The organism is Agromyces sp. NPDC052230, assembly GCF_040679595.1.
Taxonomy (GTDB): domain Bacteria; phylum Actinomycetota; class Actinomycetes; order Actinomycetales; family Microbacteriaceae; genus Agromyces.
Window position 1 is genome coordinate 109,034 of the sequence record NZ_JBFAVC010000007.1, and the last position, 26,788, is coordinate 135,821.

The 26,788-nt window shown below is 68.9% G+C and carries 29 protein-coding genes; 12 read left to right on the forward strand and 17 right to left on the reverse strand.

Annotated elements, in window-relative coordinates; translation table 11 throughout:
* Positions 1 to 36: 36 nt before the first annotated feature.
* Both AB0K73_RS15825 and AB0K73_RS15830 read right to left on the reverse strand, forming a co-directional pair.
* Positions 37 to 804 (reverse strand): fructosamine kinase family protein, encoded by a 768-nt coding sequence (locus AB0K73_RS15825; RefSeq protein WP_360515513.1) that lies wholly within the window; start codon positions 802 to 804, stop codon positions 37 to 39.
* Positions 805 to 887: 83 nt separating this feature from the next.
* Positions 888 to 2,510: a M28 family peptidase gene (locus AB0K73_RS15830; RefSeq protein ID WP_360515197.1), complete on the reverse strand. Its 1,623-nt coding sequence runs from the start codon at positions 2,508 to 2,510 to the stop codon at positions 888 to 890.
* 154 nt (positions 2,511 to 2,664) lie between these two features.
* On the opposite strand from AB0K73_RS15830, the gene AB0K73_RS15835 reads away from it, so the two are divergent.
* The gene (locus AB0K73_RS15835) at positions 2,665 to 3,456 is read left to right on the forward strand and encodes a glycosyltransferase family 2 protein (RefSeq protein ID WP_360515194.1); all 792 of its coding nucleotides are present in this window, start codon (positions 2,665 to 2,667) and stop codon (positions 3,454 to 3,456) included.
* A gap of 34 nt (positions 3,457 to 3,490) precedes the next feature.
* On the opposite strand, the gene AB0K73_RS15840 is transcribed toward AB0K73_RS15835, so the two are convergent.
* Positions 3,491 to 4,399: an alpha/beta hydrolase gene (locus tag AB0K73_RS15840; RefSeq protein ID WP_360515509.1), complete on the reverse strand. Its 909-nt coding sequence runs from the start codon at positions 4,397 to 4,399 to the stop codon at positions 3,491 to 3,493.
* A 159-nt stretch (positions 4,400 to 4,558) separates the two neighbouring features.
* Between AB0K73_RS15840 and AB0K73_RS15845 the strand changes: the two genes are divergently transcribed.
* Positions 4,559 to 4,957 (forward strand): thioredoxin domain-containing protein, encoded by a 399-nt coding sequence (locus AB0K73_RS15845; protein WP_360515191.1) that lies wholly within the window; start codon positions 4,559 to 4,561, stop codon positions 4,955 to 4,957.
* 24 nt (positions 4,958 to 4,981) lie between these two features.
* Here the strand turns inward: AB0K73_RS15845 and AB0K73_RS15850 are convergent, their stop codons facing one another.
* From AB0K73_RS15850 to AB0K73_RS15860, 3 genes are read right to left on the reverse strand one after another with little or no spacing between them, the layout of a single operon-like run.
* On the reverse strand, positions 4,982 to 5,599 hold the full coding sequence (locus tag AB0K73_RS15850) for a hypothetical protein (RefSeq protein ID WP_360515188.1): 618 nt from the start codon (positions 5,597 to 5,599) through the stop codon (positions 4,982 to 4,984).
* Positions 5,600 to 5,604: 5 nt separating this feature from the next.
* Positions 5,605 to 6,483, reverse strand: coding sequence for an LLM class flavin-dependent oxidoreductase (locus tag AB0K73_RS15855; protein WP_360515185.1), 879 nt, complete (start codon positions 6,481 to 6,483; stop codon positions 5,605 to 5,607).
* 9 nt (positions 6,484 to 6,492) lie between these two features.
* Positions 6,493 to 7,488 (reverse strand): EamA family transporter, encoded by a 996-nt coding sequence (locus AB0K73_RS15860; RefSeq protein ID WP_360515182.1) that lies wholly within the window; start codon positions 7,486 to 7,488, stop codon positions 6,493 to 6,495.
* A gap of 70 nt (positions 7,489 to 7,558) precedes the next feature.
* Here AB0K73_RS15860 and AB0K73_RS15865 point away from each other — a divergent pair, with 70 nt between their 5' ends.
* Positions 7,559 to 8,104 (forward strand): CGNR zinc finger domain-containing protein, encoded by a 546-nt coding sequence (locus tag AB0K73_RS15865; RefSeq protein ID WP_360515179.1) that lies wholly within the window; start codon positions 7,559 to 7,561, stop codon positions 8,102 to 8,104.
* Between the two features lie 104 nt (positions 8,105 to 8,208).
* Here AB0K73_RS15865 and sigJ read toward each other — a convergent pair whose 3' ends face one another.
* Positions 8,209 to 9,150: an RNA polymerase sigma factor SigJ gene (sigJ, locus tag AB0K73_RS15870; protein WP_360515176.1), complete on the reverse strand. Its 942-nt coding sequence runs from the start codon at positions 9,148 to 9,150 to the stop codon at positions 8,209 to 8,211.
* Between the two features lie 134 nt (positions 9,151 to 9,284).
* On the opposite strand from sigJ, the gene AB0K73_RS15875 reads away from it, so the two are divergent.
* Positions 9,285 to 9,740: a DUF6069 family protein gene (locus tag AB0K73_RS15875; protein ID WP_360515173.1), complete on the forward strand. Its 456-nt coding sequence runs from the start codon at positions 9,285 to 9,287 to the stop codon at positions 9,738 to 9,740.
* Positions 9,741 to 9,820: 80 nt separating this feature from the next.
* On the opposite strand, the gene rpsO is transcribed toward AB0K73_RS15875, so the two are convergent.
* A complete protein-coding gene (gene rpsO / locus AB0K73_RS15880; protein WP_130351110.1) occupies positions 9,821 to 10,090 on the reverse strand; it encodes a 30S ribosomal protein S15 in 270 nt (89 codons plus the stop codon).
* Between the two features lie 134 nt (positions 10,091 to 10,224).
* On the opposite strand from rpsO, the gene AB0K73_RS15885 reads away from it, so the two are divergent.
* Both AB0K73_RS15885 and AB0K73_RS15890 read left to right on the forward strand, forming a co-directional pair.
* Positions 10,225 to 10,590: a DUF488 family protein gene (locus tag AB0K73_RS15885; protein WP_360515169.1), complete on the forward strand. Its 366-nt coding sequence runs from the start codon at positions 10,225 to 10,227 to the stop codon at positions 10,588 to 10,590.
* Between the two features lie 61 nt (positions 10,591 to 10,651).
* A complete protein-coding gene (locus tag AB0K73_RS15890; RefSeq protein ID WP_360515166.1) occupies positions 10,652 to 11,101 on the forward strand; it encodes a CHRD domain-containing protein in 450 nt (149 codons plus the stop codon).
* Positions 11,102 to 11,119: 18 nt separating this feature from the next.
* Here the strand turns inward: AB0K73_RS15890 and AB0K73_RS15895 are convergent, their stop codons facing one another.
* Entirely contained in the window at positions 11,120 to 14,533 is a 3,414-nt protein-coding gene (locus tag AB0K73_RS15895; protein WP_364775510.1) for a DEAD/DEAH box helicase family protein, read from the reverse strand.
* Positions 14,534 to 14,757: 224 nt separating this feature from the next.
* On the opposite strand from AB0K73_RS15895, the gene AB0K73_RS15900 reads away from it, so the two are divergent.
* Both AB0K73_RS15900 and AB0K73_RS15905 read left to right on the forward strand, forming a co-directional pair.
* Positions 14,758 to 16,149, forward strand: coding sequence for a DUF222 domain-containing protein (locus tag AB0K73_RS15900; RefSeq protein WP_360515160.1), 1,392 nt, complete (start codon positions 14,758 to 14,760; stop codon positions 16,147 to 16,149).
* 109 nt (positions 16,150 to 16,258) lie between these two features.
* Positions 16,259 to 16,507 (forward strand): hypothetical protein, encoded by a 249-nt coding sequence (locus tag AB0K73_RS15905; RefSeq protein WP_360515157.1) that lies wholly within the window; start codon positions 16,259 to 16,261, stop codon positions 16,505 to 16,507.
* A gap of 346 nt (positions 16,508 to 16,853) precedes the next feature.
* Here AB0K73_RS15905 and AB0K73_RS15910 read toward each other — a convergent pair whose 3' ends face one another.
* From AB0K73_RS15910 to AB0K73_RS15930, 5 genes are all read right to left on the reverse strand, one after another.
* On the reverse strand, positions 16,854 to 17,156 hold the full coding sequence (locus tag AB0K73_RS15910; protein ID WP_360515154.1) for a hypothetical protein: 303 nt from the start codon (positions 17,154 to 17,156) through the stop codon (positions 16,854 to 16,856).
* Positions 17,156 to 18,295 carry a restriction endonuclease subunit S gene (locus AB0K73_RS15915; protein WP_360515151.1) on the reverse strand — a complete coding sequence of 380 codons (1,140 nt, stop codon included), beginning with the start codon at positions 18,293 to 18,295 and terminating at the stop codon, positions 17,156 to 17,158. The genes AB0K73_RS15910 and AB0K73_RS15915 overlap by 1 nt, the downstream gene beginning before the upstream one ends.
* On the reverse strand, positions 18,292 to 19,800 hold the full coding sequence (locus tag AB0K73_RS15920) for a class I SAM-dependent DNA methyltransferase (RefSeq protein WP_360515148.1): 1,509 nt from the start codon (positions 19,798 to 19,800) through the stop codon (positions 18,292 to 18,294). The genes AB0K73_RS15915 and AB0K73_RS15920 overlap by 4 nt, the downstream gene beginning before the upstream one ends.
* Positions 19,801 to 19,991: 191 nt before the next feature.
* Positions 19,992 to 20,606 carry a LysE family transporter gene (locus tag AB0K73_RS15925; RefSeq protein WP_360515145.1) on the reverse strand — a complete coding sequence of 205 codons (615 nt, stop codon included), beginning with the start codon at positions 20,604 to 20,606 and terminating at the stop codon, positions 19,992 to 19,994.
* Complete coding sequence (locus AB0K73_RS15930; protein WP_360515142.1) at positions 20,603 to 21,340, reverse strand: metallophosphoesterase; 738 nt, start codon at positions 21,338 to 21,340, stop codon at positions 20,603 to 20,605. Before AB0K73_RS15930 ends, AB0K73_RS15925 begins: the two co-directional genes overlap by 4 nt.
* A 140-nt stretch (positions 21,341 to 21,480) precedes the next feature.
* Here AB0K73_RS15930 and AB0K73_RS15935 point away from each other — a divergent pair, with 140 nt between their 5' ends.
* Complete coding sequence (locus AB0K73_RS15935) at positions 21,481 to 22,323, forward strand: MurR/RpiR family transcriptional regulator (protein ID WP_364775554.1); 843 nt, start codon at positions 21,481 to 21,483, stop codon at positions 22,321 to 22,323.
* Between the two features lie 126 nt (positions 22,324 to 22,449).
* Positions 22,450 to 22,926, forward strand: a complete 477-nt coding sequence (locus tag AB0K73_RS15940; protein WP_360515138.1) for a hypothetical protein — start codon at positions 22,450 to 22,452, stop codon at positions 22,924 to 22,926.
* Positions 22,927 to 22,968: 42 nt separating this feature from the next.
* Here AB0K73_RS15940 and AB0K73_RS15945 read toward each other — a convergent pair whose 3' ends face one another.
* Complete coding sequence (locus tag AB0K73_RS15945; RefSeq protein WP_360515136.1) at positions 22,969 to 23,814, reverse strand: CPBP family intramembrane glutamic endopeptidase; 846 nt, start codon at positions 23,812 to 23,814, stop codon at positions 22,969 to 22,971.
* Positions 23,815 to 23,889: 75 nt separating this feature from the next.
* On the opposite strand from AB0K73_RS15945, the gene AB0K73_RS15950 reads away from it, so the two are divergent.
* Both AB0K73_RS15950 and AB0K73_RS15955 read left to right on the forward strand, forming a co-directional pair.
* The gene (locus AB0K73_RS15950; protein ID WP_360515134.1) at positions 23,890 to 25,014 is read left to right on the forward strand and encodes a M4 family metallopeptidase; all 1,125 of its coding nucleotides are present in this window, start codon (positions 23,890 to 23,892) and stop codon (positions 25,012 to 25,014) included.
* A gap of 9 nt (positions 25,015 to 25,023) precedes the next feature.
* On the forward strand, positions 25,024 to 25,350 hold the full coding sequence (locus AB0K73_RS15955) for a protealysin inhibitor emfourin (protein WP_360515131.1): 327 nt from the start codon (positions 25,024 to 25,026) through the stop codon (positions 25,348 to 25,350).
* 9 nt (positions 25,351 to 25,359) lie between these two features.
* Here the strand turns inward: AB0K73_RS15955 and AB0K73_RS15960 are convergent, their stop codons facing one another.
* Positions 25,360 to 26,142 (reverse strand): anti-sigma factor, encoded by a 783-nt coding sequence (locus AB0K73_RS15960; protein WP_360515128.1) that lies wholly within the window; start codon positions 26,140 to 26,142, stop codon positions 25,360 to 25,362.
* On the reverse strand, positions 26,123 to 26,689 hold the full coding sequence (locus AB0K73_RS15965; RefSeq protein WP_360515125.1) for a sigma-70 family RNA polymerase sigma factor: 567 nt from the start codon (positions 26,687 to 26,689) through the stop codon (positions 26,123 to 26,125). The genes AB0K73_RS15960 and AB0K73_RS15965 overlap by 20 nt, the downstream gene beginning before the upstream one ends.
* Positions 26,690 to 26,788 lie beyond the last annotated feature (99 nt).

Consider the following 26,788-nt stretch of genomic DNA (forward strand, 5'->3'; position numbering starts at 1 on the left):
TGCATGCAAATGTATCGAACGGATGTCTCCCCGAATCTATTCCCGCATTCGTCGTCCGAGTTCCACCACTCGTTCTGCGGCCTCCGCGAGGGCCACGCCGTAGCCCCGGCCGTGCCCCGCCGCGTGCACCGCGAGCGGATGCAGCTGGTGCAGCGGCACCCGGTCGCGCCATCCGTCGCGCAGCGGCGCCGCCCGTTCGTAGGATTCCAGCATGTCGCCCAAGAAGGGGCAGCCGAAGAGCGCGAGCATCGCGAGGTCGGTTTCCTGGTGCCCGCCGTGCGCCGCGGGATCGATGAGCACCACACCCCCGGCCGACCACAGGACGTTGCCGTTCCACAGGTCGCCGTGGATGCGGGCCGGCGGCTCGTCGTCGTCGAAGGCGCCGGATGCAACGACCGCCGCCGCCCGCCCGACGAGGTCCGCCTCTTCGGGCGTGACGTTCCCGACCTCCTCGGCGATCTCGAGATAGGGCAGCACACGGTCGCGGGCGTAGAACGCGCCCCACGACGACTCGGCTGCGGCCGGGAGGGGCCGACGACCGATGTAGAGGGGTCCGTTCCACCCGTCGGGCGGCGCACCGAATGCCCGAGCGCCCGCCGCGTGCGTGCGGGCGAGGGCCGCACCGAACGACTGCGCGGCGGCCCGATCAGGTCGAACCTCCTCGACGCGCTCGAGTTCGATGCGTCCCGGGGCGACCGCGACGACCTCGACCGTGCGCGCGCCGCCCGCCGCCCCGAGCCACGCGAGGCCGGCAGCCTCGGCCTCGAAGAACCGGTCAGGGGCATCCGCCCGCCGCTTGACGATCGTCTCCACCCGCCCAGTGTGCCGCACGGGAACGGGGCCCGCCGCTCATTGCGACGGGCCCCGCTGGGTTCGATCGATCCGGACTACTCCGTCTCGGACGGCCCGTGGTCGTGGTCATGCACGAGGTCGGGGTCGAGGCCGCCGGCGTTGCCGCCGATGGTGCCCTCGGGTCCGGCCGCCTCGGGCAGGTTCAGACCGCCGGGGATGCTCACGCCCACGACGCCGTTCACCAACTCGGTCGAGTACGAGTATGCGAGTACGGCGAGCGCGACCGCGTCGGCGTTCACTTCGAGCGCGTGGGGGTCGAGGTTGGCGATGGTGTCGCACGCCTGGTGGTAGCAGGGGTCGTACGAGGCGCCCGCGGTGCCGCCCCAGATCGACGCCTGCTCCGCCGTCTTCACGACTTCAGCACCCGTGAACAGGCCACCTGCGGGGATACCGACCCGGATGAACGCGTCGTAGTCGCTGCGACCGCTGAACTGGGCGTCGTCGTAGGGCGCGCCCACGCTCGTGTAGTACCGCTCGAACAGGTCCTCGATCTGGATGGAGCCGTCGGGGATCGGGACGCCCTCGGGTGCGGTCCAGCCGGACTCGTCGCCGTCGTACACCATGAAGATGTAGTTGGGCGAGGCCACCATGTCGAAGTTCAGGTACAGCGCGATGCGGTCGCGCTCTTCCTGGCTCAACTCGGCGACGTACTCCTCGGAGCCGATCAGGCCGGATTCCTCGGCGCCCCACCACGCGAGGCGGACGGTGTTCTGCGGCTCGAGCTTCGAGATGGTCTGCGCGAGCTCGAGCAGCGCGGCCGAGCCGCTGCCGTTGTCGTTGATGCCGGGGCCCGCCTGCACCGAGTCGAGGTGCGCGCCCGCCATGACGACGTTGTCGTCGTTCACGCCGGTCTTCTCGGCGATCACGTTCTTCTGCGGCCGCGACTCGGGGAGCGGCACGAAGATGTTGGCCGTCGAGCCGGCCTGCGCGAGCGCCACGCCCTGGTCATAGCTCGCGCCGACGACGGGGATGCCGACCACATTCGAGCCGCCGAGCGTGCCGACGATGAGGCCCGTGCGGGCATCGGTGGCGGCGTCGCCCTGGTTGAAGATGACGGCGCCCGCTGCTCCGGCGGCTTCGGCGTTCAACGCCTTGGTGGCGAACGGGCACGTGCCGCGTTGCATCAGGGCGATGGTGCCCGCCGGGAAGCCGACGAAGTCCGCCGCCTCGCAGCCGCTCGTGCTCGTGTTGCCGAGGCCGAGCTGGAGGTCGACCGGCGTCACCGCGGCCGTGACGTTGCCGGGGCCACTGCCCGTGAAGGGGCCGGTCGGATACTGGGCATCGATCGGCGTGAGCTGCCTCAGCGTGGACGGACCCACGTACGTGTACGGGAACTCGTCGATCGTTACCGACCAACCCGCGCCCTCGAGCACCTCGACCACGTAGTCGACGCTCGCTTCGTAGCCGGACGTGCCGGCGGCACGGTTGTCGTCGTTCGCGTCCGCGATCGCCTGGAACGCCTCGAGGTGCTCCATCGCACCCTCGGCGCTCACGCATTCGAGCAGCTTGGTGACGGTGTTGTTGTTGCGCGTGTCGCACACTTGTGGCGCTGGCGCGGCGAGCGCAGCCCCCGTCGGCACGAAAGCGAATCCGGCGACCACGGCGGTCGCGATGGCGACCGTCCGTGCTCGCCGGGAAGGTGTGGCAGATGACTTCATCGTCTTCCTTTCACTGGGGCACCCCTGTTCGGGTGCCACGGTTGGACCGAAGCCTATGGGGCATTGCACCGGCTGGGACAGTGCTCGTCGGAAACTCCCTCGCACGCGCACGAATCGTGCATGGCGCTCGGCCCGCGTGGCTAGACTCGCCGTGATGGGCACGATTTCGGTCATCGTTCCGAGTCTCAACGATGCGGAGTACCTCGTCGCCTGCCTCGATGCGCTCGCTCAGCAGACGCGGCCCCCCGACGAGGTCATCGTGGTCGACAACGGCTCCACGGATGCCACGGGCGACGTGGCGGTCGCTGCGGGTGCCCGGCTCGTGGTCGAACCGCTGCGCGGCATCTGGCCGGCGACGGCGGCGGGTTTCGACGCCGCCACCGGCGAGATCCTCGCCCGCCTCGACGCCGACTCCGTGCCCGGGCCCGGCTGGCTCGCCGAGATCGAGCACCGGATGTCGCGTGCCGACCAGCCGACCATCGTCACCGGGTCGGGCGTCTTCTACGGGGGCAACGCGATCGTCCGCTGGATCGCTCGCAACGTCTACATCGGCGGATACTTCAGCGTCATCGGCCCCCTGCTCGGCCACCCGCCGGTCTTCGGGTCGAACTACGCCATGCGTCGCGACGCCTGGCTGCAGTTGCGCGAACTCGTGCACCGCGACCGCGCCGACGTGCACGACGACCTCGACCTGTCGTGGTGGATCCAGCCCGGCATGACGGTGGTGCGCGATGACCTGCTGCGCGTCGGGGTGTCGGCCCGACCGTTCGACACCCTCGCGGGGCTCTGGCGCCGAGTGCGCATCGCGTTCCACACGCTCGCCATCGAGTTCCGCGCATGGTCGCCGCTCGAGCGACGGGCAGCGCATCGGCGAGCACGCGAGCGCTGGGAGTCCGCCGATGAGGCGGACGAGGGCGCCGACGGCGAGGAGCCGGTGCCCGCCTGATCGGCGCGCGGCATCCGTCGCCCGCATGCGACCGTCAGGGCGTCGCGTCGGTCTCGGCGAAGAGCGCCTCCATGTCGCGCACCAGCTGGTGGGGCGCCGTCTCGCACGGGCTGTGGCCGGTGGGGTAGACGGCGAAGCGGGCGCCGATCTCGCGCGCGAACCGAGCATGCAGCTCGCGCGGCCACAGGTCGTGCTCGCCCACGGCCACGAGCTTCGGCACCGGCGAGGCGGCGACGGAGGCGCGCACATCGGGGGTGCGCATCATGAGCTCGACGATGTCGTCGACGCTCTCTCGGCGGGTGAGCGCGAACCGGTCGCGCACGAACGCGAGCCGGCGCGGCGGCACCCGGTTGAGATTGCTGCGGATGCCCCAGAGCATGAGTGCCGCGGCCTGGCGCGCCGAGGTGATGCCGCTGATCGGCCCGATGCGCTTGATGCTGCGGAACGCCAGCCCGGGTTCGGGCGGAGCGCTGAGCAGGGTGAGGCTCGCGAACCGGTCGGGTCGCTCGGTGAGCGCGAGCTGCGCCAGCGTGCCCGCGAAGCTGTAGCCGAGCACGTGGGCCCGTCCGGCGCCGTCGTCGAGGACGGCGAGCAGGTCGTCGAGGAACAGCCGTTCGTCGTACCGAGCACGCGGCGGCGTGAGGTTCCACGGCCCGGCGTCGGCCGACTCGTACTGCCCGGCGAGGTCGAAGGACTCGACCCGGTAACCGGATGCCGCGAAGAGCGGCATCATCAGCACGAAGTCCTCCTTCGAGCCGGTCGCCCCGGGCACGAGCACGACCCGTGGACCGGACGCAGGTCCGAACGCCACCCGCGCGAGCGGGCCGCTCGGCGCGGCGAAGCGCGTGACCTCCGTGCCGCGCGGGAACGCGCGCCAGTCGAGGTCGGGAATGGCCGCGTCGAGCAGGCGCGCCTCGTCGGCCGCCGAGGACGCGTCGGGCAGGCGCGCCTCGTCGGCCGCGGACGCCGCATCGGGCGTGCCGCGGCGGCGGAAGGATCCCAGCACCCCACCGAATGCGACCACGCCTTCACGATAGCGGCACACCGTCGTCCCACAGGCAACCCGGGTCGACCGTCCAGTGGGCACGCGTAGGGTGGATCGATGGCTACCGTTGCGCTGACCCTCGACACCTTCGAGAAGACCATCCTCGACGGCGGAACCGTCTTCGTCGACTTCTGGGCGGGCTGGTGCGGCCCCTGCCTGCAGTTCGCCCCGAACTACGAGGCGGCATCCGAGGCGAACCCAGACCTGACGTTCGCGAAGGTCGACACCGAAGACCAGCAGCAGCTGGCCGCCGCGATGAACATCACGTCGATCCCCACGATCATGGCGTTCAAGGACGGCATCGGCGTCTTCGCACAAGCCGGGGCGCTCCCCCGCGCCATGCTCGACGACCTGATCTCGCAGGTGCGCGCGCTCGACATGGACCGCGTGCGTGCCGATCTCGCGCGGCAGGAGACCGAGCAGGCCATGGCGTCCAGTGAGGCCGTCGAGGAGTGACCCCGCGGATGCCGCGAGCCGCCGCTACCCGTCGCGGCCCGCGTCGTCGATCGCCGCGAGCCCGCTGAGGTCGAGCTCGACCCCGTAGGGCCGCCCGGCGCCCGTGATCAGCGCAGGCACCCGCACGTACCGACCGCGCTCGCGGAGGCTCTCGAGCAGCTCGACCCACCGGTCCTCGGTTGCGCGGCCGAGGAATCCCGCGTGCCGCGGACGGTCGCCGCCGGCGAGCTGCACGCCGATGCGATACCGGCGCGAGAGCCACCGACTGGCCCGCGGTACGAGCACCACCTCCTGCTCGGCGCCGCCGTGCAGGCGTGCCAGCTCGATCGCCGGCTGGTGTCGATGCGTGTCGTCGACGGGAACGACGGCGCGCACCTCGCGCGACCGCCGTGGCGCATCGACGAGCTCGAGTCCCTCGAGCGTGGAGAGATCGCCCCACTGGTCGGGGTTCTCCCGGCGGACCGAGCGCACGAGCGATGCGGCCAGCCAGCCGAGCGCCGCCACGATGAGGGCGATGAGGCCCCAGAACAGCACGGGTGGGGCGTCGGGACGCACGAACGTCGTGAGCAGGAGGAGCACCACCAACACGAGGAACGGGGCCGGCTCCCACCGGGTGAGGGGCTTGGAGCGTCGCGCGGGCATGGCCTTCAGGCTAGCCGCTGCGCCACCTCGTCGAGCACCGCCTCGTCGCCCGCGTACAGGCCCTGCTCGCGCGGCCAGTGCGTGACCACGTCGGTGTAACCGAGCGAGGTCGCACGCCCGAGGGCCTCATCGAACGCATCGATGCTCGACAGGGCGTAGCGACCTTCGTCGTCGAGCAGCAGCGTGCGGCTGATCGTCGACGGGTCGCGGCCCGCGTCGGCGCAGACGTCGTCGAGGCGGCGGATCAGCTCGCCCGCGCGCCGCCACCACGACTCCGCGTCGTCGGCCGAGCCCGCTGTGGTGACCCAGCCGTCGGCGAGGCGCACCGCGAGGGCGAGCGCCTTGGGTCCGTCCGCGGCGAGGAGGAGCGGTATCCGCGGCTCCTGCGAGGGCTCGCCGACCATACGGGCGCGCACGGCCGTATACCAGTCCCCCGTGAACGAGACACCGCCGGAACCCGGTGGTTCGTAGCGCAGCAGCACGTCGAGGGCCTCCGCGAACTCGCGGTAGCGCTCGAAGCGCTGCCGCGGCGTGAGGTCGGCCTGGCCGAGCACGGATGCGTCGAACCCGGTGCCGCCCGAACCGACGCCCAGGAGCATCCGGCCCCCCGAGATCTGGTCGACCGTGGCGATGTCCTTCGCGAACGGCACCGGATGGCGGTAGTTCGGAGACGCGACGAACGTGCCGAGGCGGATGCGGCTCGTCACGCCGGCCGCCGCCGTGAGCGTCGGCACGGTCGCGTGCCATCGTTCACCCGCAAGACCGCGCCACGAGAGGTGGTCGTACGTCCACGCGTGATCGAAGCCGTACTCCTCGGCGGCCCGCCAACGCCGGGCGGCTTCGGGCCAGTCGTATTGCGGGAGAATGACGATTCCGACGCGCATGCGGCGAGTCTACGGCGCGGAGGTCTGCCGCTCGGGCACGGGCACCGCCCCGGTCTCGACCGGAACGAGGTCGATGTCGAGGGCGACCGCGACCGTGTCGGCCGCGCTGCGCTCGAGGCGAACCAGCACGATACCGCCCAGGATGAGGAGGCCGCCGATGGCCTGCACCGGGCCGATGGCCTCACCGAGGAGTGCCCACGCGACCACCGCCGCGAAGATGACCTCGGAGAGGCCCAGGAACGACGAGAGCCGGGTGCCGAGCATCCGGATGGCCTGGATGCCCGCCACGTAGGCGAACGCCGTCGAGAACGCGCCGACCGTGAGCACGGGCACCCACCAGGGTGCCGTGGCGCCGAGGAAGTCCACCTCGACGAACGCGACCTGGAACGGCACGAGCCCGGTGAGCGCCGCGACACCGAGCACGACGGCGCCGATCGCGAGCCCGGCGGCCGCGAGCGCGATGGGCGGCACGCCGAGGTCGTCGCGCTCGCCGATGACGTAGTAGACCGCGACACCGATCATCGCGACGCCGGCCATGACCACGCCGAACGGGTCGAGCGCTCCCCCGGCGGGGCCGACCACGAGCACGAGGCCGGCGATCGCCACGACCGACCCGGCGAGGACGACCAGTTGCGGGACGTGCCGCGTGCGAACCCACGCGAACAGCACCAGTGCGACCGGGGCGAGGTACTCGATGAGCAGCGCGGTGCTGACGGGAATGCGGGCGAGGGCCGTGTAGAACGCGAGCTGCACACCGGCGACGGCGATGACGGCGTAGATGAGCACCGTCCACTTCGCGCGCCATAGCGGCCGGAGGTCGAACTTCAGCGCGATGAGTCCGGGCACGGCGAGCAGCAGCGCCGCGACGATGACCCGGAACAGCACGGCCGCACCCGGAGACCAGCCCGCTTCGAGGAGCGGTTTCACGATGGCGCCGCCGGCGCCGAACGCCAGCCCGGCGGCGAGACCGAGCGCGATGCCGAGGATGCCGCGTCTACTGCCCATGTCGTTGCCCCTGTCATGCCCGAAAGTCGTTATGCTCGTGACAGTACTCGCATCGAGTGTCAGGAGTCAAATGATTTTCACCCATGACACGGAGGCGGCCCTGGGGTTCGTCGCCGCGCTCGCGGACACGGCGCCCGGGGCATCCGATTCCGGCGACGACGAGCTCGCCCACCCGGTGCAGCTCGACGCGCTGCTCGATGCGTGGACGTACTCGGGCCGACGCGACGGCGACGAGCGCGAACTCGCCGAGGTGCGCGAGGTGCGCACCCGCCTGCGGGCGCTCTGGCTCCTCGATCGCGACGATGCGGCAGAGGCCGTGAACGAACTCCTCGCCGAAGCGAACGCGCTCCCCCGACTCGTGCGACACGACGGCCTCGACTGGCACATCCACGCCACGCAGCCCGACGCGCCGCTCGCGCGTCGCATCCTCGTCGAGGCCGCGATGGCGCTCGTCGACGTCATCCGCGCCGACGAGATGCACCGCCTGCGCGAATGCGACGCCGACGACTGCGACGGCATCTTCGTCGACGTGTCGAAGAACGCGTCACGCCGGTTCTGCAGCACGCGCTGCGGCAACCGCATGGCGGTGCGGGCGTACCGGGCGCGCACGGCCTGACGGCTAGGCCGTCTGCCCGGCGTGCTCGCCCTCGGCGATCTCCTCGATGGTCTTGTCGATGAAGGCCGGCAGGTAGGCGGCGCGGCGGGGCATCCGCCAATCCGTCAGTCCGCCGTCCAGCCGCGGAGCTTCTCGGGGTTCCGGATGGCCCAGACCGCCGTGATCCGGTCGCCGGCGAAGTCGAACGCCATCACGGTGCCGACGACCCCGTTCTGCAGCAGCACCAGCCCGGGTTGGCCGTTGACGGAGCGCTCGAGGATCGTGAGGTCTGGCGCTTCGCGGACCAGCCCGACCAGCCGGCGCGCGATCTCGTTTGCGCCCTCGATCGGATGCAGCTCGGCGGTCACCAACCCGCCGCCGTCGGCCCGCGCGGTGGCGTCGGGATCGAGGATGCCGATGAGCGCCTCGATGTCCTGCGCCTCCCAGGCCGCCTTGAAGTCGCGGACGAGGCCGGCACGTCGGGAGCTCGGCGTCGGCCTCACGGGTGCGGTTGAAGCATCGATGCGTCGCCTGGCCGAGGACGCGAGCTGCCGGCAGGCCGCCGGGCTGCGTCCGACGATGTCGGCCACCTCGTCGAAGGAGTAGCGGAACACGTCGTGCAGGATGAACGCGACCCGCTCGGCCGGCGTCATCAATTCGAGCACGACGAGGAATGCGAGGTTGAGCGACTCGTCGAGCGTGACCCGGTCGGCGGGATCGGCGTTGGCGGCGCCCGGGCGGCCGTCGCCCCACGCTCCACGATCGGGCAGCGGCTCGGGGATCCACTCCCCCACGTACCGCTCTCGACGGACGCGCGCAGAGCGGAGCACGTCGAGGGCGATGCGACTCGCGACGGTGGTCAGCCACGCACCCGGAGCCTCGATCTCGGCCTGCTGCTCGGGCGACATGGCGTACCAGCGCGCGTACGTCTCCTGCACCACGTCCTCGGCGTCGGCCAGCGAGCCGAGCAGCCGGTACGCGAGCCCGACCAGCTGCCGACGCTCGCCCATGATGGCCGTCAGGCGCGCGTCGGCGTCGCCGTCGTGCGGCTGGGGTCGGGCGCTCATGGTTCCCTCCGATCGACGTCCTCATCAGTACGACGAAGCATCGGCCGAGATCGTGAGGTGCGCTGTCATCGGGAGATGCGGTTCGCCTCACATTCCGGGCGGATGCCTCGTCGGATCACTGAGAGGAGCACATCATGCACACCGCATCCACCATCGACTCGTCCACCGACACTACTCCGGGGCGCCGATCGAGCTCGCTGCGCCGGGAGGCCCTGATCGGCGCGGTGATCGCCACGACCGTCAACGCCGTGATCTGGGCCGTGGGCCGGGCGCTCGGCGTCACGTTCCATGTCAGGCCCGAGTCGGGCTCAGAGGTGGGGATCCTGCTCGTGATTCCGGCCACGCTCGTCCTGTTCGCGGCCGGTATGTGGTTGTTCGGGCGGGCGGCGCGCCGTTCACGCCGACTCGCTGTGGCCGTGCTCGTCGCGGGCGTCCTGTTCGCGGTCGCGTCGACGGGCGGGGTGCTCTGGGCGGCCGAGGACGCCGCGACCGCGTCGCTGCTCGTGACCATGCACCTGGTCACCGGGGCCGTGTTCGCGGTCACCGCGGCGAGGACGCTCGCGACATCCGCTCGCGACATCCGCTCGTGACATGACGAAGGCCCCTGCCGGGGGCAGGGGCCTTCGCAAGAAGTTCGCGGTGTCAGCGAGAGCCGCGCGGACTGTGACGCTTAGCGGCGCAGCCCGAGACGCTCGATGAGCGAGCGGTAGCGGTTGATGTCCACATCGGCGAGGTAGCCGAGCAGACGACGACGCTGACCGACGAGGAGCAACAGGCCACGACGCGAGTGGTGGTCGTGCTTGTGCTCCTTCAGGTGCTCGGTGAGGTCCTTGATTCGCTTCGTGAGGAGCGCGATCTGGACCTCGGGGGATCCAGTGTCACCGGGGTGCGTCGCGTACTCTTCGATGATCGCCTTCTTGACATCTGCTTCAAGTGCCATAGATGGGATCCCCTTCCTCTTCGTTGCGCGCTGCCCGGGGCCTTGTGCCTGGGCTCTCTTGATGCGCGGCCGTTTCACGGCAACCTCAATACTCTACCAGAGCGGATGCCCCGCGCTTGGCGCACACTGGCCTCATGGCATTCGTGATGAAGCGGGTCTACGAACCCGCCGAGGCATCCGATGGCTACCGGCTGCTCGTCGACCGGCTGTGGCCGCGGGGCGTGTCGAAGGAGCGCGCCGAGCTCGACGAGTGGGCGAAGGATGTCGCGCCCTCCCCCGAGCTGCGCGCCGAATGGCATCACCACCGCGAGCGTTTCGACGAGTTCGCCGCCCGGTACCGCGAGGAGCTCGACGCGAATCCGGCGGCCGAGCAGCTGCTCGGCCTCGGCCGCGAGCACGACCGCGTGACCGTGCTGTTCGGCGCTCGCGACGAGCAGGTGAACCACGCCGCAGTGCTGCTGGCGTGGCTCGGCGACCACGGGGCATCCGTCGAGTCGTGACCTTTCGGCCGGGCCGCCGCGGGAGTAGCGTGCGGACATCGAGTGGAAGTGAGTGAAGATCATGAAGCCCAGCCATTCCCGTACTCTCGCCCTCGCTCTTGCCGCCGCCGCGGCCCTCACCCTCGGTGCGGTCGGCGCCGCACAGGCGGCACCGCCGACGATGACGAAGGTGCCGTTGAACACGGGCCAGGAGGTTCCCGCCCCGACCGAGGGTGGAGCCCACGGCTTCTTCTCCTACGAGATCGAGGGCGACCAGCTCTGCTACACCCTCGAGGTGACCGGCCTCTCGTCGCCCGCCGCCGCCGCGCACATCCACGTCGGCGAGCGCAACGTGCCCGGGCCCGTCGTCGTTCCGCTCATGGTCGAGAACGCGACGAGCTTCGAGGTGAGCACCTGCACGACGGCCGATGCAGCGTTGCTCGCGGCCATCGAGGCGAACCCGAAGGACTACTACGTCAACGTGCACACGCCGATGAACATGCCCGGCGAGATCCGGGGGCAGCTGAAGTAGCGGTCGGCTGCGTCGCCTTCAGGCGGTTCGAGAGGCGTCTATCGGCTCGGCTGTGGCGTCAACCGCGCTCAGCGCCGCCTGGAGCTCGACGATCTCCGCCTCGGTGAAGAGGTCCTCGGGTCCGCCAGGGGCCGTCTGCGAGAACGGCTGCGCGTACAGTGCGCCGATCGGCACCGACCCGGTCTGCGCGAGCCGGTTGACGATGAGGTCGACGAACGAGATCTGACGCGAGCCGAGCCGGTGCTGCGCCACGAAGCTCGCGAGCGCCTCCTGTGCGGCGGAGCGTTCCAGTCCGACGATCGAGCGGATGAATCGGCCGAGCCCGTGCGCCGATTCGACGGCTGGCGCGAGCTCGTCCGCACCGAACTCGCCGCTCTCGGTGAGCATTCGCTCGAGCTCGTCGAGGTCGGTGGATGTGAGCTGCTTGCCGGTGCGGAGCTTGCGGAGCACGACATGGTTCTCGTGCGCCCGCAGATATGCGAAGAGCTTGGCGCGGAAGCGGTCTCGATCGACACCAGGTGTGGCGATGACGAACTCGCCTTCGCCCGAGCGCACGACGTCGTCGAAGTCGGTGTAGATCGCCTTCTGACCGGTGGCGTCGATGAGCTTCACGAGGTCGCGCAGGCGAGTGCGCACGAGTTCGAGCATCGGCAGCGTGACATCCTGCCACCACTCCTCCCCGGCGACTGCGTCGATCAAGCCGAGCTGTTCCCGAACGGCCGGAATGGATCGCTGCTCTCCGAGCGCGGCGGCGATGGCACGTATCCGGTCGCGCGCGTTCGCGAACCCGCCGTCAGCGGTGAGCACGCCGAGTTGACCATGGAGCACGAGCAGGTCGAATCGCTTGGCACGCTCATCAGTGTCGTCGACGAGCGCGGACGAGGGCAGTTCGGCGAGCGCGGATGCCTCGGCGAGCGCGTCTTCGCCGGGCCCGGCCTGACCGACCTGCCACGCATCGCCGCCCGCGAATCGCTCGACGAGGCGCCGATGCGGGCGCACCAGCACGTTGTGCTCGTTCATGCCCACGACGATGCCCTGAAGCCGCTCGGCGAGGGCGGCGCGAAGTTCCCGATCGGCGCCGGTGGCGACATCCGACCGGTCGATCTCGGTGATGAGCGCGAGGCGGGCGTCGAAGAGTCGGCCGTGCAGCGAGCGACCCGACGACGATGCGACCTCGGGCACGTCACCGTTGAAGAACTCGATGTTCCCGCCCACGTCGAAGACGATGAAGTCGCGCTTGTCTTCGCCGGGCCCGTAGAGGTCGGGTCGCAGGCGCGTGCCGCGTCCGACCATCTGCCAGTACTTCGACTTCGAGAACACGGCCTTGAAGAACACGAGGTTGACGACGTCGGGCACGTCGATGCCGGTGTCGAGCATGTCGACCGAGATCGCGAGGTGCGGCGATTTCTCGGGCTGCGCGAACTGGTCGATGAGGACCTGCGCTCGATCGTCGCTCGAGACGATGACCTGCGCGAAGTGGCCCGCGTACTCGGGGTAGTTGGCGTCGAACCGCTCCTGGATGAATCGGGCATGCGCGATGTTCTTCGCGAACACGATGGTCTTGCCCAGCCGATCACCCGCGGCGACGGTTCGGCCCTGTGTCATCACGATCGCCAGGACGTGGTCGACGGTGTCCTCGTTGAAGAGCCAGCGGTTGACGGCTTCCGCCTCGATGCGATCGGGGATCACCCCGTCTTCGCCCCACTCGGTGAGATCCCAGATCTCCTTCTGCTCGTCGGTCAGGTCGTCGTAGCGGATGCCGCCGCGCACGAACTTCGACTCGATCCGGTGCGCGACCGGCGGCACGAGATATCCCTCGTCGATCGCGGTGGCGAGGTCGTAGGAGAACGTGGGCACGCCGTCCTCGAGGTGGAACAGCCGGTAGGTGTTGTGATCGACCTCGTCTTTCGGCGTGGCGGTGAGGCCGACGATGGGCGCGTCGAAGTAGTCGAAGATGGCGCCGTACTTCTGGTACACCGATCGGTGCGCTTCGTCGATGACGATGAGGTCGAAGAACCCGGGGCCGAAGCGGCGCGCGTCATCGCCGTTGTTCAGGAGGCCCAGCATGGTCGGGTAGGTCGAGACGTAGACTCGCCCGTCGATGTCGCGTCGGTCGAGGAGGTTGACCGTGGGGCTGCCGGGCAGATGCGCCTTGAACGCGTTCGTCGCCTGCGTGACCAGGGCCGTGCGATCGGCGAGGAAGAGCACGGTCTTCACCCAGTTGGCGCGAGTGAGCAGGTCGACGAGTCCGATCACGGTGCGGGTCTTTCCTGCGCCCGTGGCCATGACGACGAGCGCTCGGCGCTCACGGTCGTGCTCGAACGCCTCGGCGACGGCTCGAATGGCCTGGTGCTGATAGGCGCGCCCCGCGATCTGCTCATCGACCGGGAGCGAGGCGAGCGGCTTTCGCACGCCCGGTCTGCGGCGCTGCTGCAGCCGAGCCAGTTCCTCTCTCGTGTAGAACCCCTGCACCTCGCGTGGCGGGTGCGCGACGTCGTCCCAGATCCAGTGCTCGTAACCGTTCGAGGTGAAGATGACCGGACGCTGCCCGTACTGCCGTTCGAGGGCATCTGCGTAGAGCTTCGCCTGCTGCTGTCCGTTGCGGGGGTCGCGCGTGGTGCGCTTCGCCTCGACGATGCCGAGTGGCAGGCCGTCGTCGCCCCACAGCACGTAATCGATGCGGCCGACACCGTTCGGCGTACCTTCGAGATCACGTACCTCGACCTCGGTGGCGCGCTCGTCGGATGGGTCCCATCCCGCTTCGCGCAGCAGCTGGTCGATGTAGAGATCGCGGGTCTCGTCTTCTCGGTAGTCGTGCGTGTCGGCCACGACCGCGTTGGCCGCTTTCGCCGCGGCGACCTCGGCCTGGAGTGCCGCGATCTGGGCGAGGAGCTCGGCACTCTCCACCTCCTTCGCCGTGAGCGCGGCATCCTTCGCTGCGTTCTCTTCGAGCGCTTTCGCGAGTTCGGCCTTCGTCTTGACGACGACGCCGGGCTGCGGCTTCGGGATGGAGGCGGCGTCGAACGGCAGCCCCGGTGCGGGCCGGCGTTCGGTGCCGCTCGCGTAGTGCGCGGCCAGCCAGATCAGCACGTGGAACAGTTCGCGCACGATGGCAAGGCTGTCTTGGCCGGTGAGCTGGAACGTCTTGTGCACGGCATCATTGCCGCGCTTGCGGATGAGGTTCATCTTCGTGAACACCGCGCCGCCGACGAGTCGCTTGAACGTCGGCTCGTGCAGGAGCGAGACGAGGTCGTCCTTGTACGGCTTCTGCAGCGAGGCATCCGCTCGGTAGAGCCAGGAGACCGTGAGCTCGACGGTGCGTCGCGCGTAGAAGAGGCTCGACCGAGGGTCGCCGAAGGTGTAGAACTCGGCGCGCGCGGCTTCGGTGGCGATCTCGGGCCAGTCGGCCTTGATGAAGTCGAAGTTGCCCACCCCGGGCAGTTCCTTTCTCGGAGGCGCCGGATGCTGGGTCGGGTCGGCGCTCGGACCGAGCGTATCGAAGGGCGCGGTCGAGGGATGCCCCGGCGCGTCGGTCACCCCCATTCGAGGGGTGGGTTCGTTGCGTTGTTCTGCGGTGCTTTTCGGTCGTCGATCTTCCCGATGACCTGCGCTTTCGGCGCCCCTCCAATGTCAGTGGGTCCTGCTTGGATGGAACCATGCCAGCCACCCCCGACGCCACCCCGCGCGCCGCGCTGGAGCGTGAACTGGCCGAGATCATCAAGCATGACATGACCATCCGGCGGCTGCACGCCGAGCAGTACCGCCGCATCCATCGGGCGCGTGAGCTCGCAGCGGTGGTCGAGGGCGTCACGGCCGCGAGCGCGTCGAGCGAGCGCGATATGGCCACCCGTTCATTCGTCGCCGAGCTCGCGACCACGCTCGGCCAGCACGAGGCATCCGCGTCGCGCCTCATGTCCGAGGCCGACCGGTTGACCGGGCCGCGTCGTGCGACGCTCGACGCGCTCGAGGCGGGTGAGCTCGGGCTCACGCAGGTGCGGTCGGTGCTCGAACTCACGCAGGGCGTGCCGGCTGAGGTCGCCGACGCCGTCGAGGGGGTCGCTCTCGACGCCGCTTCCGACGCGATGGCCCTCGGCATCGTCTCGACGAACGCCGACCTTCGTCGCCGCATGCGCCGGGTGCGCGAGCGGATGCATCCCGAGCCCCTTGTCGACCGGCGCGCTCGCGCCGTCGCCGAGCGGCGCGTCTGCGTCGATCCCGCACCCGACGGCATGGCCTGGTTCGGGCTGTACGTCGAGGCCGAGCGTGCGGTCGCCATCGACGCTCGCCTCACGGTGCTGGCCGCGCGCGAGGCATCCGGCGACACGCGCACGACTGCGCAGCGGGCCGCCGACGTCGCCGCCGACCTGCTGCTCGGCGGCGTGCTCGCCGACGACGACCGCACGCATTGGGGAGTGGCGGGCTCGACTGGCGCCGTGCGGCCGTGCATCAACGTGACCGTGCCGGTGCTGACACTGCTCGGGCTAGACGACGAGCCCGCCGAGCTCGAGGGCTACGGCCCGATCGACGGTGACACGGCCCGCCGGCTCGCAGCGCATGCACCCTCGATGCGCCGAATCTTGGTGCACCCCGAGATCGGCACTGCCCTCAGCTACGGTCGCGAGCACTACCGCGCGCCGGCCGATCTCGACGGGTTCGTGCGCGTACGCGACGGCCGGTGCCGCTTCCCGGGCTGCTCCCGCCGCGCCGAGTACGCCGATCTCGATCACACCAGCGCCTGGGCGCACGGCGGTGAGACCGACGCCTCGAATCTCGCGGTCTTGTGTCGACACCACCATCGCCTCAAGCACGAGAGCGGCTGGCGCGTGACGCACGAAGTCGGCGGCGTGATGCGGTGGATGTCCCCCGCCGGTCACGTGCTGCGCACCCTGCCCGAGCGGCCGTTCATGCCGGTGGGCGCAGGTGAAGGAGTGAGTCCACCGGTCGTCGAGTCGTTCATCGACGACCCGCCGATTCCGCCCGACCCGGTCGACTCGTTCGATGATGAGTGGCAGGCGTTGCTTGAGCTGTGTGAGCCGGTGCCGTTCTGAGGCTGCGTGCCGAGCGCGCCGTGTCAGTGGTCAATGCGAGCCTTGAAGACTTGCCCGAATGCGGTGGGTCATCCGACTACTCGGATGTCGAGAGATCGGAGAGCCAACAATGACCCAGCCCACCCGTCATGTCCGAGCGAAGGTGATCTGCGACAACGGACACGACCACGACGTCTGTGTTCCTGTCAGTCGCGGCGTTCCCCCCGAGTTGCTGTGCGGGCACGACAGCCACTCGAACTTCGGTGGCGCCGCGTCATGCCGCCTTCCGGGCGCACTCGAGGAGCTCGTCGAGCGCGAACTCCGCGACCGTTTTCAGGAGTTCAAGCGGTTGGGTTTCGTGCTCGTCCGCGCCATCTGAGCTCTCACTGCGTGGGCCGGAGGCACCTCGGTCCTCCCGGCCCATCACACTGGGTCTCAGGTTCGCGAAGCTGTTGAGGCGCCGCAGCGGGACCAGGAGCGTCAGGCGAGGAGGGCTGGAAGCTGTGACATCACGGCATCCGCCTCCGCTTTGCCGGCGTACGGACCCGGCATTCGGAACACAACCGCGCCCCACGAGGTGCGGGCTGGCTGTATGCCCGGAAGCCCGAGTCGACCGAGCAGCGCCTCCACGGGATGCCGGAATACGCAGATCACGAGCGGCACCAATCGCTCGCTGAGAGCCGCTTCGAGCGCTTGCTTGCCGTAGGCCAACTCAGCGGCGGCTGTCACATCGCGCTCGCTGCGAGTCGGGCGCCTTGACGAGATCTGTGAATCCGAGGCCGCCAGCGACCGCAGTCCTCCTCGAAGTACGTACCGTTGGGCGGGCCAATAACACCGACTTCGACGAGGCGCATGAGCTGACGTTTGCCGGCGCGACCCTGATAGTAGTGACCTGCATCAACGCTCGCCGGAACGGGATTGAGGCCGACGATCATTCCACGCGGACGCCTCGGCCAGATGTCGGCAAGTGTGAGGAGGTCGTCGCCGAGCCAGTCGGCGCGGGTCTGGTAGCCAACGAACTTCGTCATCAGAGTTCGCCTCGGAAGGCTCGGTGCTGGAGAGCGTCGAACAGTTCCCCCTGCGTTCGAAGCGCACCACTCGACGACTCCAGGCTGCTGTCTATCTCCTCGAGTCGTCGGGCGAACTCCTCCTGCTCATCGAGCGGGGGAAGCGGCAACTCGATCGAGCCAATCGACTGTTGGTTGATCTTGAATGTGCCGTTCGTTGTCTTTGCCCCGGCTTGAATCTGTCTGCGCACGGACGGCCGATTCCAGGCGGTGGCTACGAACCTCGCGTTCACTGCGCTTGGATCGAGCGTCATTGCGATCATCGTGTCGGGGAACGCAACCGCATCGGCGGTGCGATCCACCAGTTGTGCGCGGCCGACGAGGTCCCGATTTCCGTTGCCGCGACAGATCAGTAGCTCCCCCGCCCTCAGGGTCTTCGCCGAGTGATGCTCGGACGCGAATGTTCCGATCTTTCGCTGCGTGAAGTCGAAGCCGTCGCCGGTGATTGCGGAGAGCGTGAGCACCTCCGAAACCACGGTCCCGGAAGTCGAGGGCGAGATTCCATTTCGAAGTGTCCCGCCGTGGATCTCCGACACTCGAACTCGTTGTGGATCTCCGCCTGTTTCGAAAGCATCTGCGAAGAGGGCGCTCGGAAGTTCCCGCAGGTACTCCACGGCACGTGCGCGAGCGCGTCGGAGCGCGTCGGCCTCGTCGAGGATGGCGGCGATGCGGCGCTGTTCGGGGAGGGGTGGGAGGGGAAAGGCGAGCTCTGCTATGTCCGTGCGATTGACTTGTAAGAATGTCGCCCCTCGACCCTTCGCGGCCAACGCGGGCGCCAGGTGCTCGATGAGATGCCATGCGTATCTCGCGTCGAGCAACTCCGACCGCGGGCGTATCCCAGCAACTCCACGGCCGAGCGCGACCCGCTGACCAGCGAGGACGCGAGCCCCAATCGACGCGCGAATGCTCAGGACGATGTCGCCTGCCTCAGCGACCTTCGAGTAGATCGAGCTGTACTTCTTCGGAGATGTAGTGTCACCGGCGAAGTCGCCTGCACCGGCGACGAGCGGCAACCCGGCTCCTTCATCGTTGTAGGCGTCGCCCGGCGGTGCTTGGCCCATCGCGATCTCAGTGACATCTGCAAGTCGGACGATGGTCACGCGACGTCCGCCTCGCGATTCGCCAGCATCCCCCGCAACCGCTTCAGCCCCTCCGCGATCTCCCCCTCGAGCGCCTCGAGCTCGTCGAGAATCTCCTCCGGCGACCGGTGCTCGACCTCCTCGTGCTCGATCTCCCGGTATCGGTTGATCGAGAGGTCGTACCCGTTGTCGACGATCTCCTGCTTGGGCACGAGGAAACTCTGCGCAGTGCGCGGGCGGTCGCGCTCAGCGTCGCGGCTCTGCCAGCGGGCGAGCACATCGGGCAGGTCGTTCGCCTCGATCGGGGTGCGCTTGTCGTCGAGCGTGAATCCGTCGGCACGCACGTCGTAGAACCAGACCTCGTCGGTTCCGCCCGACGAGGTCTTCGTGAAGAACAGGATCGCGGTCGACACCCCGGTGTACGGCTTGAACGTGCCCGAGGGCAGCTTCACGACCGCGTCGAGCTTGTGGTCTTCGACGAGCATCCTGCGCAGCGACTTGTGCGCGTTGGATGAGCCGAACAGCACGCCGTCAGGCACGATCACGGCGGCGCGCCCGCCGTTCTTCAGCAGCTTCACCATGAGCGCGAGAAAGAGCAGCTCGGTCTTCTTCGTCTTCACGACCTGCAGCAGGTCCTTCGCCGTGGTCTCGTAATCGAGGCTGCCGGCGAACGGCGGGTTGGCGAGTACGAGGGTGTAGTCCTCGGTGGCCGGATGCCCTTCGGCGAGCGAGTCGGCTCGCTCGATCACCGGCTCCTCCACGCCGTGGAGCAGCATGTTCATGCTCGCGATCCGTGCCATCGAGGCATCCGAGTCGTAGCCAGTGAACGCACGCGTGTTGAAGAACTCGCGTTTCGCGGCATCCGAGAAGATCTCGTCGCCGTAGTGCTCGCGCAGGTACTCCTCGGCCATCACCAGGAAGCCCGCAGTGCCCGCCGCAGGATCGATGATGCGGTCGCTCGGCGTTGGCGCCGCCATGTCGACCATGAGCTTGATGATGTGACGGCTCGTGCGGAACTGACCGTTCTGCCCGCTCTGCGAGAGCTTCGCGAGCATGTACTCGTAGATGTCGCCCTTGGTGTCGCGATCCTCCATCGGGATGTCGGCGAGAAGATCGACCACCTTCGCGAGCAGCGCCGGCGTCGGGATCGTGAATCGCGCGTCCTTCATGTTGCGCGCGTAGCTCGAACCCTCGCCGCCCATGCGTCGCAGGAACGGGAACACGTGCTCGCCGATGATCTCGAACATCTCCTGCGGCGAGCGATTCGTGAACACGCTCCAGCGCAGGTCGTCGTAGGGCCGCGGCATCCGCCCGGTGTCATCCATGCCCTCGGGGAAGACGCGACGCTCCATGGGCTGGCCGGTGCGGTTCGCCTTGCGCTCCTCGCGGGTGTGGATCTCGTCGAGCCGCCGGATGAACAGCAGGTACGTGATCTGTTCGATCACCTCGACCGGGTTCGCGATACCGCCCGACCAGAACGCATCCCAGACCCTGTCGACCTTGGAGCGCAGTTCACCTGTGATCACTTCGGCGTCGCCGTCCTTCCAACTTGTGCGGCATCCGTGCCGCCACGGTTCGAGTCTGGCAGATGGCACCGACGTGCGGGCGAGGGGCCATGTCGCACCCGCCGTTAGCTTCGCTATTGGCAACAGCGGAACAGCCACGCGGTGTTCAGAACGCCAGTTCCTTCTGCGATCGCCGATCAGGAATGGGCCCTTCAGTGCAGCGACTCCAGAGAAGTCCGGATGCCGATTGCGATGAGCGTGAGGGCGGTGAGCCCTGTGAGGCCGACGCGTACTCGGGGTGACGTACCGAAGCGAGGGGTACGTCGGACTACGTGTCCGAGCAGAGACAACCACGCGAGGAGCATCACGGCGTGAACGACTGCGAATGCGAAGAGGAGCGATACATCGCCTAGACCTTCCAACCGCAGGTTGGGCACGACCAGGGTATAGAGACCGAGTGCCTTGATATTCGTGACAAGCGCGAAGAATGCCCAGAGGATGAGTCGTCGTGCCGGTCGCGAATCGGTCACGGACCGGCGCATCGACCTCAAGGTTTGTGCGCCGGAGAGGATGCCAAGCAGTATCAGGATTGCGCCGCCAACGATGCCGAATATCTCGCGCGCGGTCTGGTGCGTGGCGAGCAACTGTCCGATACCGCTGAGGGCAGCGATCACGACGACGACGGTGATGCCCAGAGTTGTTCCCGCCCACACCTTTGCTGGGGCGCGGCGGTCACCCGCGCTTACGGCGTCGACCGTGATCGCGAAACTCGCTCCGGGACTGACGACGAATGGGAGTGCTGTCAGGGCCAGGAGCGCCAAGGTCATAGCGCTGACGGGCTGAGGTAGTGGAAAACCGTGCTGATCGTCGTACCGGTAATGGCGTGTACCGCGAATCCGGGCATGGCGTCTGGGTCAGCGATCGGGTCGATTCTGCCGCCTAAGCGCATCGTGGACACGATCCCGGGTGCACCGAGGAGTGGAACGCCGGCATAGATGGTTGCGAGAGCGGTGTGGACATGCCCGGTGAAGATGCCGATGATGTTGTCGTGAGTACGGACGAGCTCAGCGAGGTCATCGGTGTTCCTGAGCCCGAACCGGTCCATCACGCGATGCCCCACCGGAACGGGAGGATGATGCAACGCGAGGATGACTGGGCTCTGGGTGCCGGCGAGCTGTTCGCGAGCGTACACAAGAGCCGCCGGGGCGAGAGCACCCTCGTCGTGCTGGTCTCTGTGTGAGTCGAGCCCAATGAGCCGCACATCCACAACGTCCAGCGTGGTGTTCAGGGTGGCAGGAAACCCGTAGCGACCCAGCGCGTCGAGGAGAGGGCCAGCGAGGTCGTGGTTACCCGGAACAGCGAGAATCGGGAGGGCGCGAGGAAGAGTGTCGAACAACTGCTCGTACTCGTTCGCCGCGCCGTGGTCTGCCAGGTCGCCGCTGATCAGGACCGCGTCGAGTTCGGGAAGGTCGGCGACCTGTTCCAAGACAGCCCGGAATCGACGAAGCCGCTGTGAAGAGCCATCGAGGTGCGGATCGCTGAGGTGTGCGATAACGGTCAATGCTTCTCCTATGGTGCGCGGATGTTTGAGATCGAGCCGGTCGGCGTGCGATCAGGGTCACGAATGGCTTGCTGATCGGTCACGATCCAGATGGTACGCTGTTACATATGGATGCACAACCTCGTAACCCGGTTACAGAGATGCGGTTGGGTGTCGATGAATTACGGGGATATTTGCAGTCGCGTCTCGCGGGCATGAGTTCGAGCGAGGCGGATGTGCTGCGGCGCGTGATCGAGGATCCCCAGTTCGCTGCAGAGGCGACAACCGCGGAGCTTGCCAAGCGTGCCGGCGTCTCGCCTCCAACGGTCGTGCGTGCGGCGAGGGCGGCCGGGTTCGATGGGTTTGCCGAGTTGAAGCTGGGGCTCGCCTACGCTCGAGGGTCGGCGCGATTCTTCGCCCCGCCTCAGACGCTCAACGCCACCTCGACACCAGCCGAGGTCGTGTCCACGGTCATGGATGGGGGACGGCGCGCGTTGAGCGCGGCGGAAGGCATCGTCGACCCCTCCGCCGTCAGCGAGGCCGCTGAGAGGCTCGGAGCGTCGAGCCGCGTCGTCGTCGTCGGAGCCGGCACCTCGGCCGCGGTCGCGGCCGATATCGCGTTCCGCCTGACCACGGTCGGCGTCGCCGCAGTGAACATCGCTGATCACATGTCAGCGCTTGTCGCGGCGCGATTGCTCAGAGAAGGCGACGTCGCTCTCGCATTCAGCGCGACTGGTCGGACTCCGCACACACTCTCGGTCTGCGACGCTGCGCGATCCAGCGGGGCATCTCTCGTGGCGATCACGAACCAGACACAATCACCACTTGCCCTGCTGGCCGACATCTCTCTCGTCGTTGGAGGAGACGACCTTGACGACCAAATGGCCGCAGCCGCCAGTCGCGTCGCACACCTCGCCATTGCTGACGCGATCGTCAGCCTCGTTGCCCTGAGGAACCCCGACCGGGTCCGCACCGCAGAGCGAGCGGGCACGGACCTTCCCTAGCCCCTGACCCGCATCCGTCGATCGATCACGAGCCGCGGTGGTTGCTGGAGCAGTACGATCCGGCGCCATTCTGACCTCGGCCGTACGTGCGACGATGAGACGAGTGACCCGAAAGGTCGCACCACCATGACCACCCATGAACCACGAACCGATGAGCGTGCGGGGTATCCGCCGCCGGCGCTCACCGCGGCCGTGGTCGGGCTCCTCGCCGTCGTGCTCGCCGTGTGTGCGGTCATCGCGATCATGGAGACATCCGCCCGCGCACGTGCGTCGTACACGCCGGTCGAGGTCACCGTCGTCGATGAGCACACCGAGGAGCGGGTGGTCGCCGACCGGCGCGGCAGCATTCGCGAGCCGACCCGGGTCGTGAGCGTGGAGCTGCCCGATGGCGCGCGCACCGACCTTCGCAGCGACGACCTCGCCGTCGGCACCACCGCGACGGTCTACCGAGCCGACTCGGGTGGTGTGTTCGAGACTCCACCGGCGCGGCCGGGGCTGTTCGAGTGGTCGCTCTGCGCGGCGACCGTGGCCGCGACGGTCGGGCTGGCGGTCGCGTCGATCAGGTCGATTCGCCGTGTCCTTCGGTCGCGTTCGCCGTCGTGAGCCGAGGATGAGCGTCGGCTCGCGGCATCCGCCGGGCTGCCCCTACACCGGCACGAGCGGGAAGATCGCCGGCCAGCCGTTGTGCGCGTAGACGATCACCATGAACACGATCGCGTCGAAGAGCAGATGCACGACGAGCACATAGGTGAGCGACTTCGTGAGCTTGAACGTGTAGCCCTGGATGAGGGCGAACGGAATCGTGAGCAGCGGCCCCCACGACTGGTAGCCGAGCTCCCACAGGAACGATACGAACACGACGGCCTGCAGGATATTCGCCTGCCACGTCGGGAAATGTCGTCGGAGCAGCGCAAACACCGTGCAGATGAAGAACAGCTCGTCCCACGTGCCGACGGCGTTGACGCCGACGAAGAGTCGCGCGATCTCGTCGGCCTCGGTCACGGTGGGCCAGTTCGTGTAGACGCCCGAGGTGATGAAGTAGAACGGCAGGATGAGCCATCCGGCCGCGATGACCCCGATGAGGTAGAGCCACTGCGTGCGCGTCCACCTGCGACCGGTGCGCCACGGGAAGCGGATGACCCGGTCGCCGTAGACGTAGCGCGAGATGACGTACGGCACCACGACCGCCCCGCCGAGTACGACGGCGAAGCGCACGATGCTCGGGTAGCTGATGTCGGCCTTGAGCGAGATGGTCGAGATGATGACCTGACCGAGCGCGATGAGCGCGAGGTCGGCGAGGAGCCGGCTCGTGCGGCCCGAACGGTCGGTGAGCCACGCCGCGAGCAGCCCGGCGATGAGCATGAGGTAGCCCGGGATCAGCAGCATGAACCCGAACAGCAGCACGGCCGCGCCGCACACGAGCGCCGCCGGCACGAGGCCGATCGGGTGGGTGCGCACCTCGGATGGGGCGGCGAGAGTGGCGGCGGTCATCACCCAAGCTTCGCAAGCCGGGGTGCGCGCGGCAAGTCGCACGCGGCTGTCGGCGGATCATGCCACGATCGGTGCATGACGCGGATGCTCAGGCCCTCACCCCATCCGTCGCGACACGCGGCGATCGTGCCGCCGTACCTGCTCGCCCGCATCGCGGCGAGCCACGACCCGCGTTTCGACCTCGCGGCCGACGCCGCCCGTCGTTCGCTCGTACGCGATTGGTCGATGCTGGAGTGGCGCATCCCCGGCGAACCGCCCTCGTTCGTCATCCATGACCACGCCGCGCGCGACGAGCGACCGGCCGCGGCGCCCGGCATGGCGCCGCAGCCCGACCGGCGCATCTCCGACGCCGAGGGCACCGACGTGCTGCCCGGCCGCCTCGTGCGCCGTGAGGGCCAGCCCGAGACCGGCGACCAGGCGGTCGACGAGGCCTACGAGGGTCTCGGCGACACCTTCGAGATGTTCGCGCGCGTGTTCGCCCGCGACTCCATCGACGACGCCGGCATGCCCCTCGAGGCCACCGTGCACTTCGGCGACCGCTACGACAACGCCTTCTGGGACGGCGAGCGCATGGTGTTCGGCGATGGCGACGGCGAGATCTTCCATGGGTTCACGAGATCGCTCAGCGTGATCGGCCACGAGCTCGCGCACGGCGTCACCGAGCGCACCGCCAAGCTGCGCTACCAGGGGCAGTCGGGCGCCCTCAACGAGCACGTCTCCGACGTCTTCGGGGCGCTCGTCGAGCAGTACTCCATGGGACAGGACGCCGAGTCGGCAACGTGGCTCATCGGCGAGGGCGTGTTCACCGACGCCGTCGAGGGCCGAGCCATCCGCTCCATGATCGAGCCCGGCACCGCCTACGACGACGACGTGCTCGGTCGTGACCCGCAGCCCGGCCACCTCGACCGATACATCGAGACCGACGAGGACAACGGCGGCGTTCACCTGAACTCCGGCATCCCGAATCGCGCGTTCGCGCTCGCCTCCATCGAGCTCGGCGGGTTCGCGTGGGAGCACACCGGACGCATCTGGTACGACGTGCTCACCTCTGGGCGGCTGCGGCCGACGAGCGACTTCCGCACGTTCGCCCTCGAGATCGTGCGAGCTGCGTACGACCGGTATGGCAGCACCTCGCGAGAGGCGCGGGCCATCGCCGGCAGTTGGGCCGAGGTCGGACTCGGGGTGCCCCCGCCGGAGTAGCATCACGACATGGACGTCATCGTGTCGCGAAGCGGCGGCCTGGCGGGGCTCCGGCTCGTCTGGCACGTCCACGTCGACGAGCAACCCGACCGCGACGACTGGTACCTGCTCATTCGGCAGATCCCCTGGGAGCAGCCGCCGCCCGTGCCGCCCGAACCCGACCGCTACATCTACCGCATCCGCTGCGATCCGCACGAGACGACCCTCGCCGAGCGCCAGCTCACCGGCCCGTGGCGCCGACTCGTGAAGCGTGTGCAGGAGACCGCCGAGCCGCAACGGGCTCGACCCTTCAACGGATCCGACCGCGGCCTCAGGAGGCCCGACCGCGACGCCTGACGTCGGCGATCACGTCTCGTCTTCGTGCAGCTCGCCACGCACGATCGAGTCGCCCGAGTGCGCCGGCTCCCCGTCGAGGGGTTCGGCCGAGACATCGACGATCGGGAACTCGCCGAGGTCGACCCCGTTCGGGACGACGAACCGACCCGATGTCCCGTCGAGCAGGCCGAGGCTCACGAGCCCCGAGGCATCCGACCTGATCAGCCAGACCTCCCGCACCGATCCCGACGGAACGGGCGCGTCGAGGTCGACGACGATCGACCGGGCGCCGTCGGCGTCCTCCTCGACGAGGGCCTCACCACTCGCCTCCCAGCCGGGGAACGGTTCGAGCGCGGCCCGGGCGAGCACGGTCTGCGGGGGCGGCGACCCGGTGCGGGCGATGCCGAACCCGAGGGCGACGCCGGCGAGGATGCCCACGACGGCCGCGGCCAATGCGAACGTCCACCACTTGGCGCGGGTGCCGCCGCCGCCGCGCGGAGACGGCGCCGGGGCCGGCGCGTCCGGAGCCGGCCCTTCGGGTGCCGGCGCGGTACGCACCTCCCCGGAAAGCGGGTCGGTTGCGAGCGCGCGATCGAGCCCCAGTTCGGCATGGATGCCGCCCCAGACGGCCGACGACGGCAGGTCATCGCCCTGGTCGGGCACTCCGCCACGGCCGAGGGCCGCGGTGTGGGCGTACGCCTCGTACTCCGCGAGGCACTCGGCGCATGTGTCGAGATGATCGCGGGCGGCCGCGTCGGGCTCCTGCCTCTCGATGGCGAGGACGGCGAGTTCGTCAGGCTCGATGTGCCCCATCGTCCACCTCCCATCGGGTGCGCATGCGCATCAGGCTACGTCGGATATGACTCTTCACGGTGCCGACCGGCAGGTCGAGCGTCTCGGCGATCTCGGTGTGGCTCAGCTGGTCGAAGAACGCCAGCCGCATGACCCGCCTCGGCACCGGCTCGAGGCGCTGGAGCTCCTCGGCGACCATCGCGCGTTCGGCGAGGTCGTCGTGCTGAACGGGCGGCGACGTGATGGCCGCGGCGGCGAGGGTGTCGCCCAGCCGTTGCCGCCGCGACCGAGCCTCGTGCGCGTCGGCGATGCGGTGCCGGGTGATGCCCACGATCCAGGCACCGAGGGCCGACTTCGCCGGGTCGAACCCGGCGCGTCCCCGCCACGCCGAGATGAACACCTGCTGCGTGACGTCCTCGGCATCCGACCGGTCGCCGAGCGACCGCAGTGCCAGGCGGAACACGAGCGGACCCCAGCGCGCATACGCGTCACGCAACGCCACCGCGTCGCCCGCCCTGAAGCCGGCGACGAGCAGGTCGTCGTTCGCGTCGGAGTCCGCAGCACTCACCTCGCGCCAGCCACCCCCTCGTCGACCGTCGATCCGCCCCCGGGGAACCGGGAAGGCCACCACCGGCCGGGTCGGTTCCACCGCTTCGATCAGCATAAC

Coding starts and splice junctions, on each gene's coding strand:
- AB0K73_RS15830 (WP_360515197.1), bottom strand. CDS start 2,510: ATGAAGTCATCTGCCACACCTTCCCGGCGAGCACGGACGGTCGCCATC.
- AB0K73_RS15835 (WP_360515194.1), top strand. CDS start 2,665: ATGGGCACGATTTCGGTCATCGTTCCGAGTCTCAACGATGCGGAGTAC.
- AB0K73_RS15845 (WP_360515191.1), top strand. CDS start 4,559: ATGGCTACCGTTGCGCTGACCCTCGACACCTTCGAGAAGACCATCCTC.
- AB0K73_RS15850 (WP_360515188.1), bottom strand. CDS start 5,599: ATGCCCGCGCGACGCTCCAAGCCCCTCACCCGGTGGGAGCCGGCCCCG.
- AB0K73_RS15855 (WP_360515185.1), bottom strand. CDS start 6,483: ATGCGCGTCGGAATCGTCATTCTCCCGCAATACGACTGGCCCGAAGCC.
- AB0K73_RS15860 (WP_360515182.1), bottom strand. CDS start 7,488: ATGGGCAGTAGACGCGGCATCCTCGGCATCGCGCTCGGTCTCGCCGCC.
- AB0K73_RS15865 (WP_360515179.1), top strand. CDS start 7,559: ATGATTTTCACCCATGACACGGAGGCGGCCCTGGGGTTCGTCGCCGCG.
- sigJ (WP_360515176.1), bottom strand. CDS start 9,150: ATGAGCGCCCGACCCCAGCCGCACGACGGCGACGCCGACGCGCGCCTG.
- AB0K73_RS15875 (WP_360515173.1), top strand. CDS start 9,285: ATGCACACCGCATCCACCATCGACTCGTCCACCGACACTACTCCGGGG.
- rpsO (WP_130351110.1), bottom strand. CDS start 10,090: ATGGCACTTGAAGCAGATGTCAAGAAGGCGATCATCGAAGAGTACGCG.
- AB0K73_RS15885 (WP_360515169.1), top strand. CDS start 10,225: ATGGCATTCGTGATGAAGCGGGTCTACGAACCCGCCGAGGCATCCGAT.
- AB0K73_RS15890 (WP_360515166.1), top strand. CDS start 10,652: ATGAAGCCCAGCCATTCCCGTACTCTCGCCCTCGCTCTTGCCGCCGCC.
- AB0K73_RS15900 (WP_360515160.1), top strand. CDS start 14,758: ATGCCAGCCACCCCCGACGCCACCCCGCGCGCCGCGCTGGAGCGTGAA.
- AB0K73_RS15905 (WP_360515157.1), top strand. CDS start 16,259: ATGACCCAGCCCACCCGTCATGTCCGAGCGAAGGTGATCTGCGACAAC.
- AB0K73_RS15910 (WP_360515154.1), bottom strand. CDS start 17,156: ATGACGAAGTTCGTTGGCTACCAGACCCGCGCCGACTGGCTCGGCGAC.
- AB0K73_RS15925 (WP_360515145.1), bottom strand. CDS start 20,606: ATGACCTTGGCGCTCCTGGCCCTGACAGCACTCCCATTCGTCGTCAGT.
- AB0K73_RS15935 (WP_364775554.1), top strand. CDS start 21,481: ATGCGGTTGGGTGTCGATGAATTACGGGGATATTTGCAGTCGCGTCTC.
- AB0K73_RS15940 (WP_360515138.1), top strand. CDS start 22,450: ATGACCACCCATGAACCACGAACCGATGAGCGTGCGGGGTATCCGCCG.
- AB0K73_RS15945 (WP_360515136.1), bottom strand. CDS start 23,814: ATGACCGCCGCCACTCTCGCCGCCCCATCCGAGGTGCGCACCCACCCG.
- AB0K73_RS15950 (WP_360515134.1), top strand. CDS start 23,890: ATGACGCGGATGCTCAGGCCCTCACCCCATCCGTCGCGACACGCGGCG.
- AB0K73_RS15955 (WP_360515131.1), top strand. CDS start 25,024: ATGGACGTCATCGTGTCGCGAAGCGGCGGCCTGGCGGGGCTCCGGCTC.
- AB0K73_RS15960 (WP_360515128.1), bottom strand. CDS start 26,142: ATGGGGCACATCGAGCCTGACGAACTCGCCGTCCTCGCCATCGAGAGG.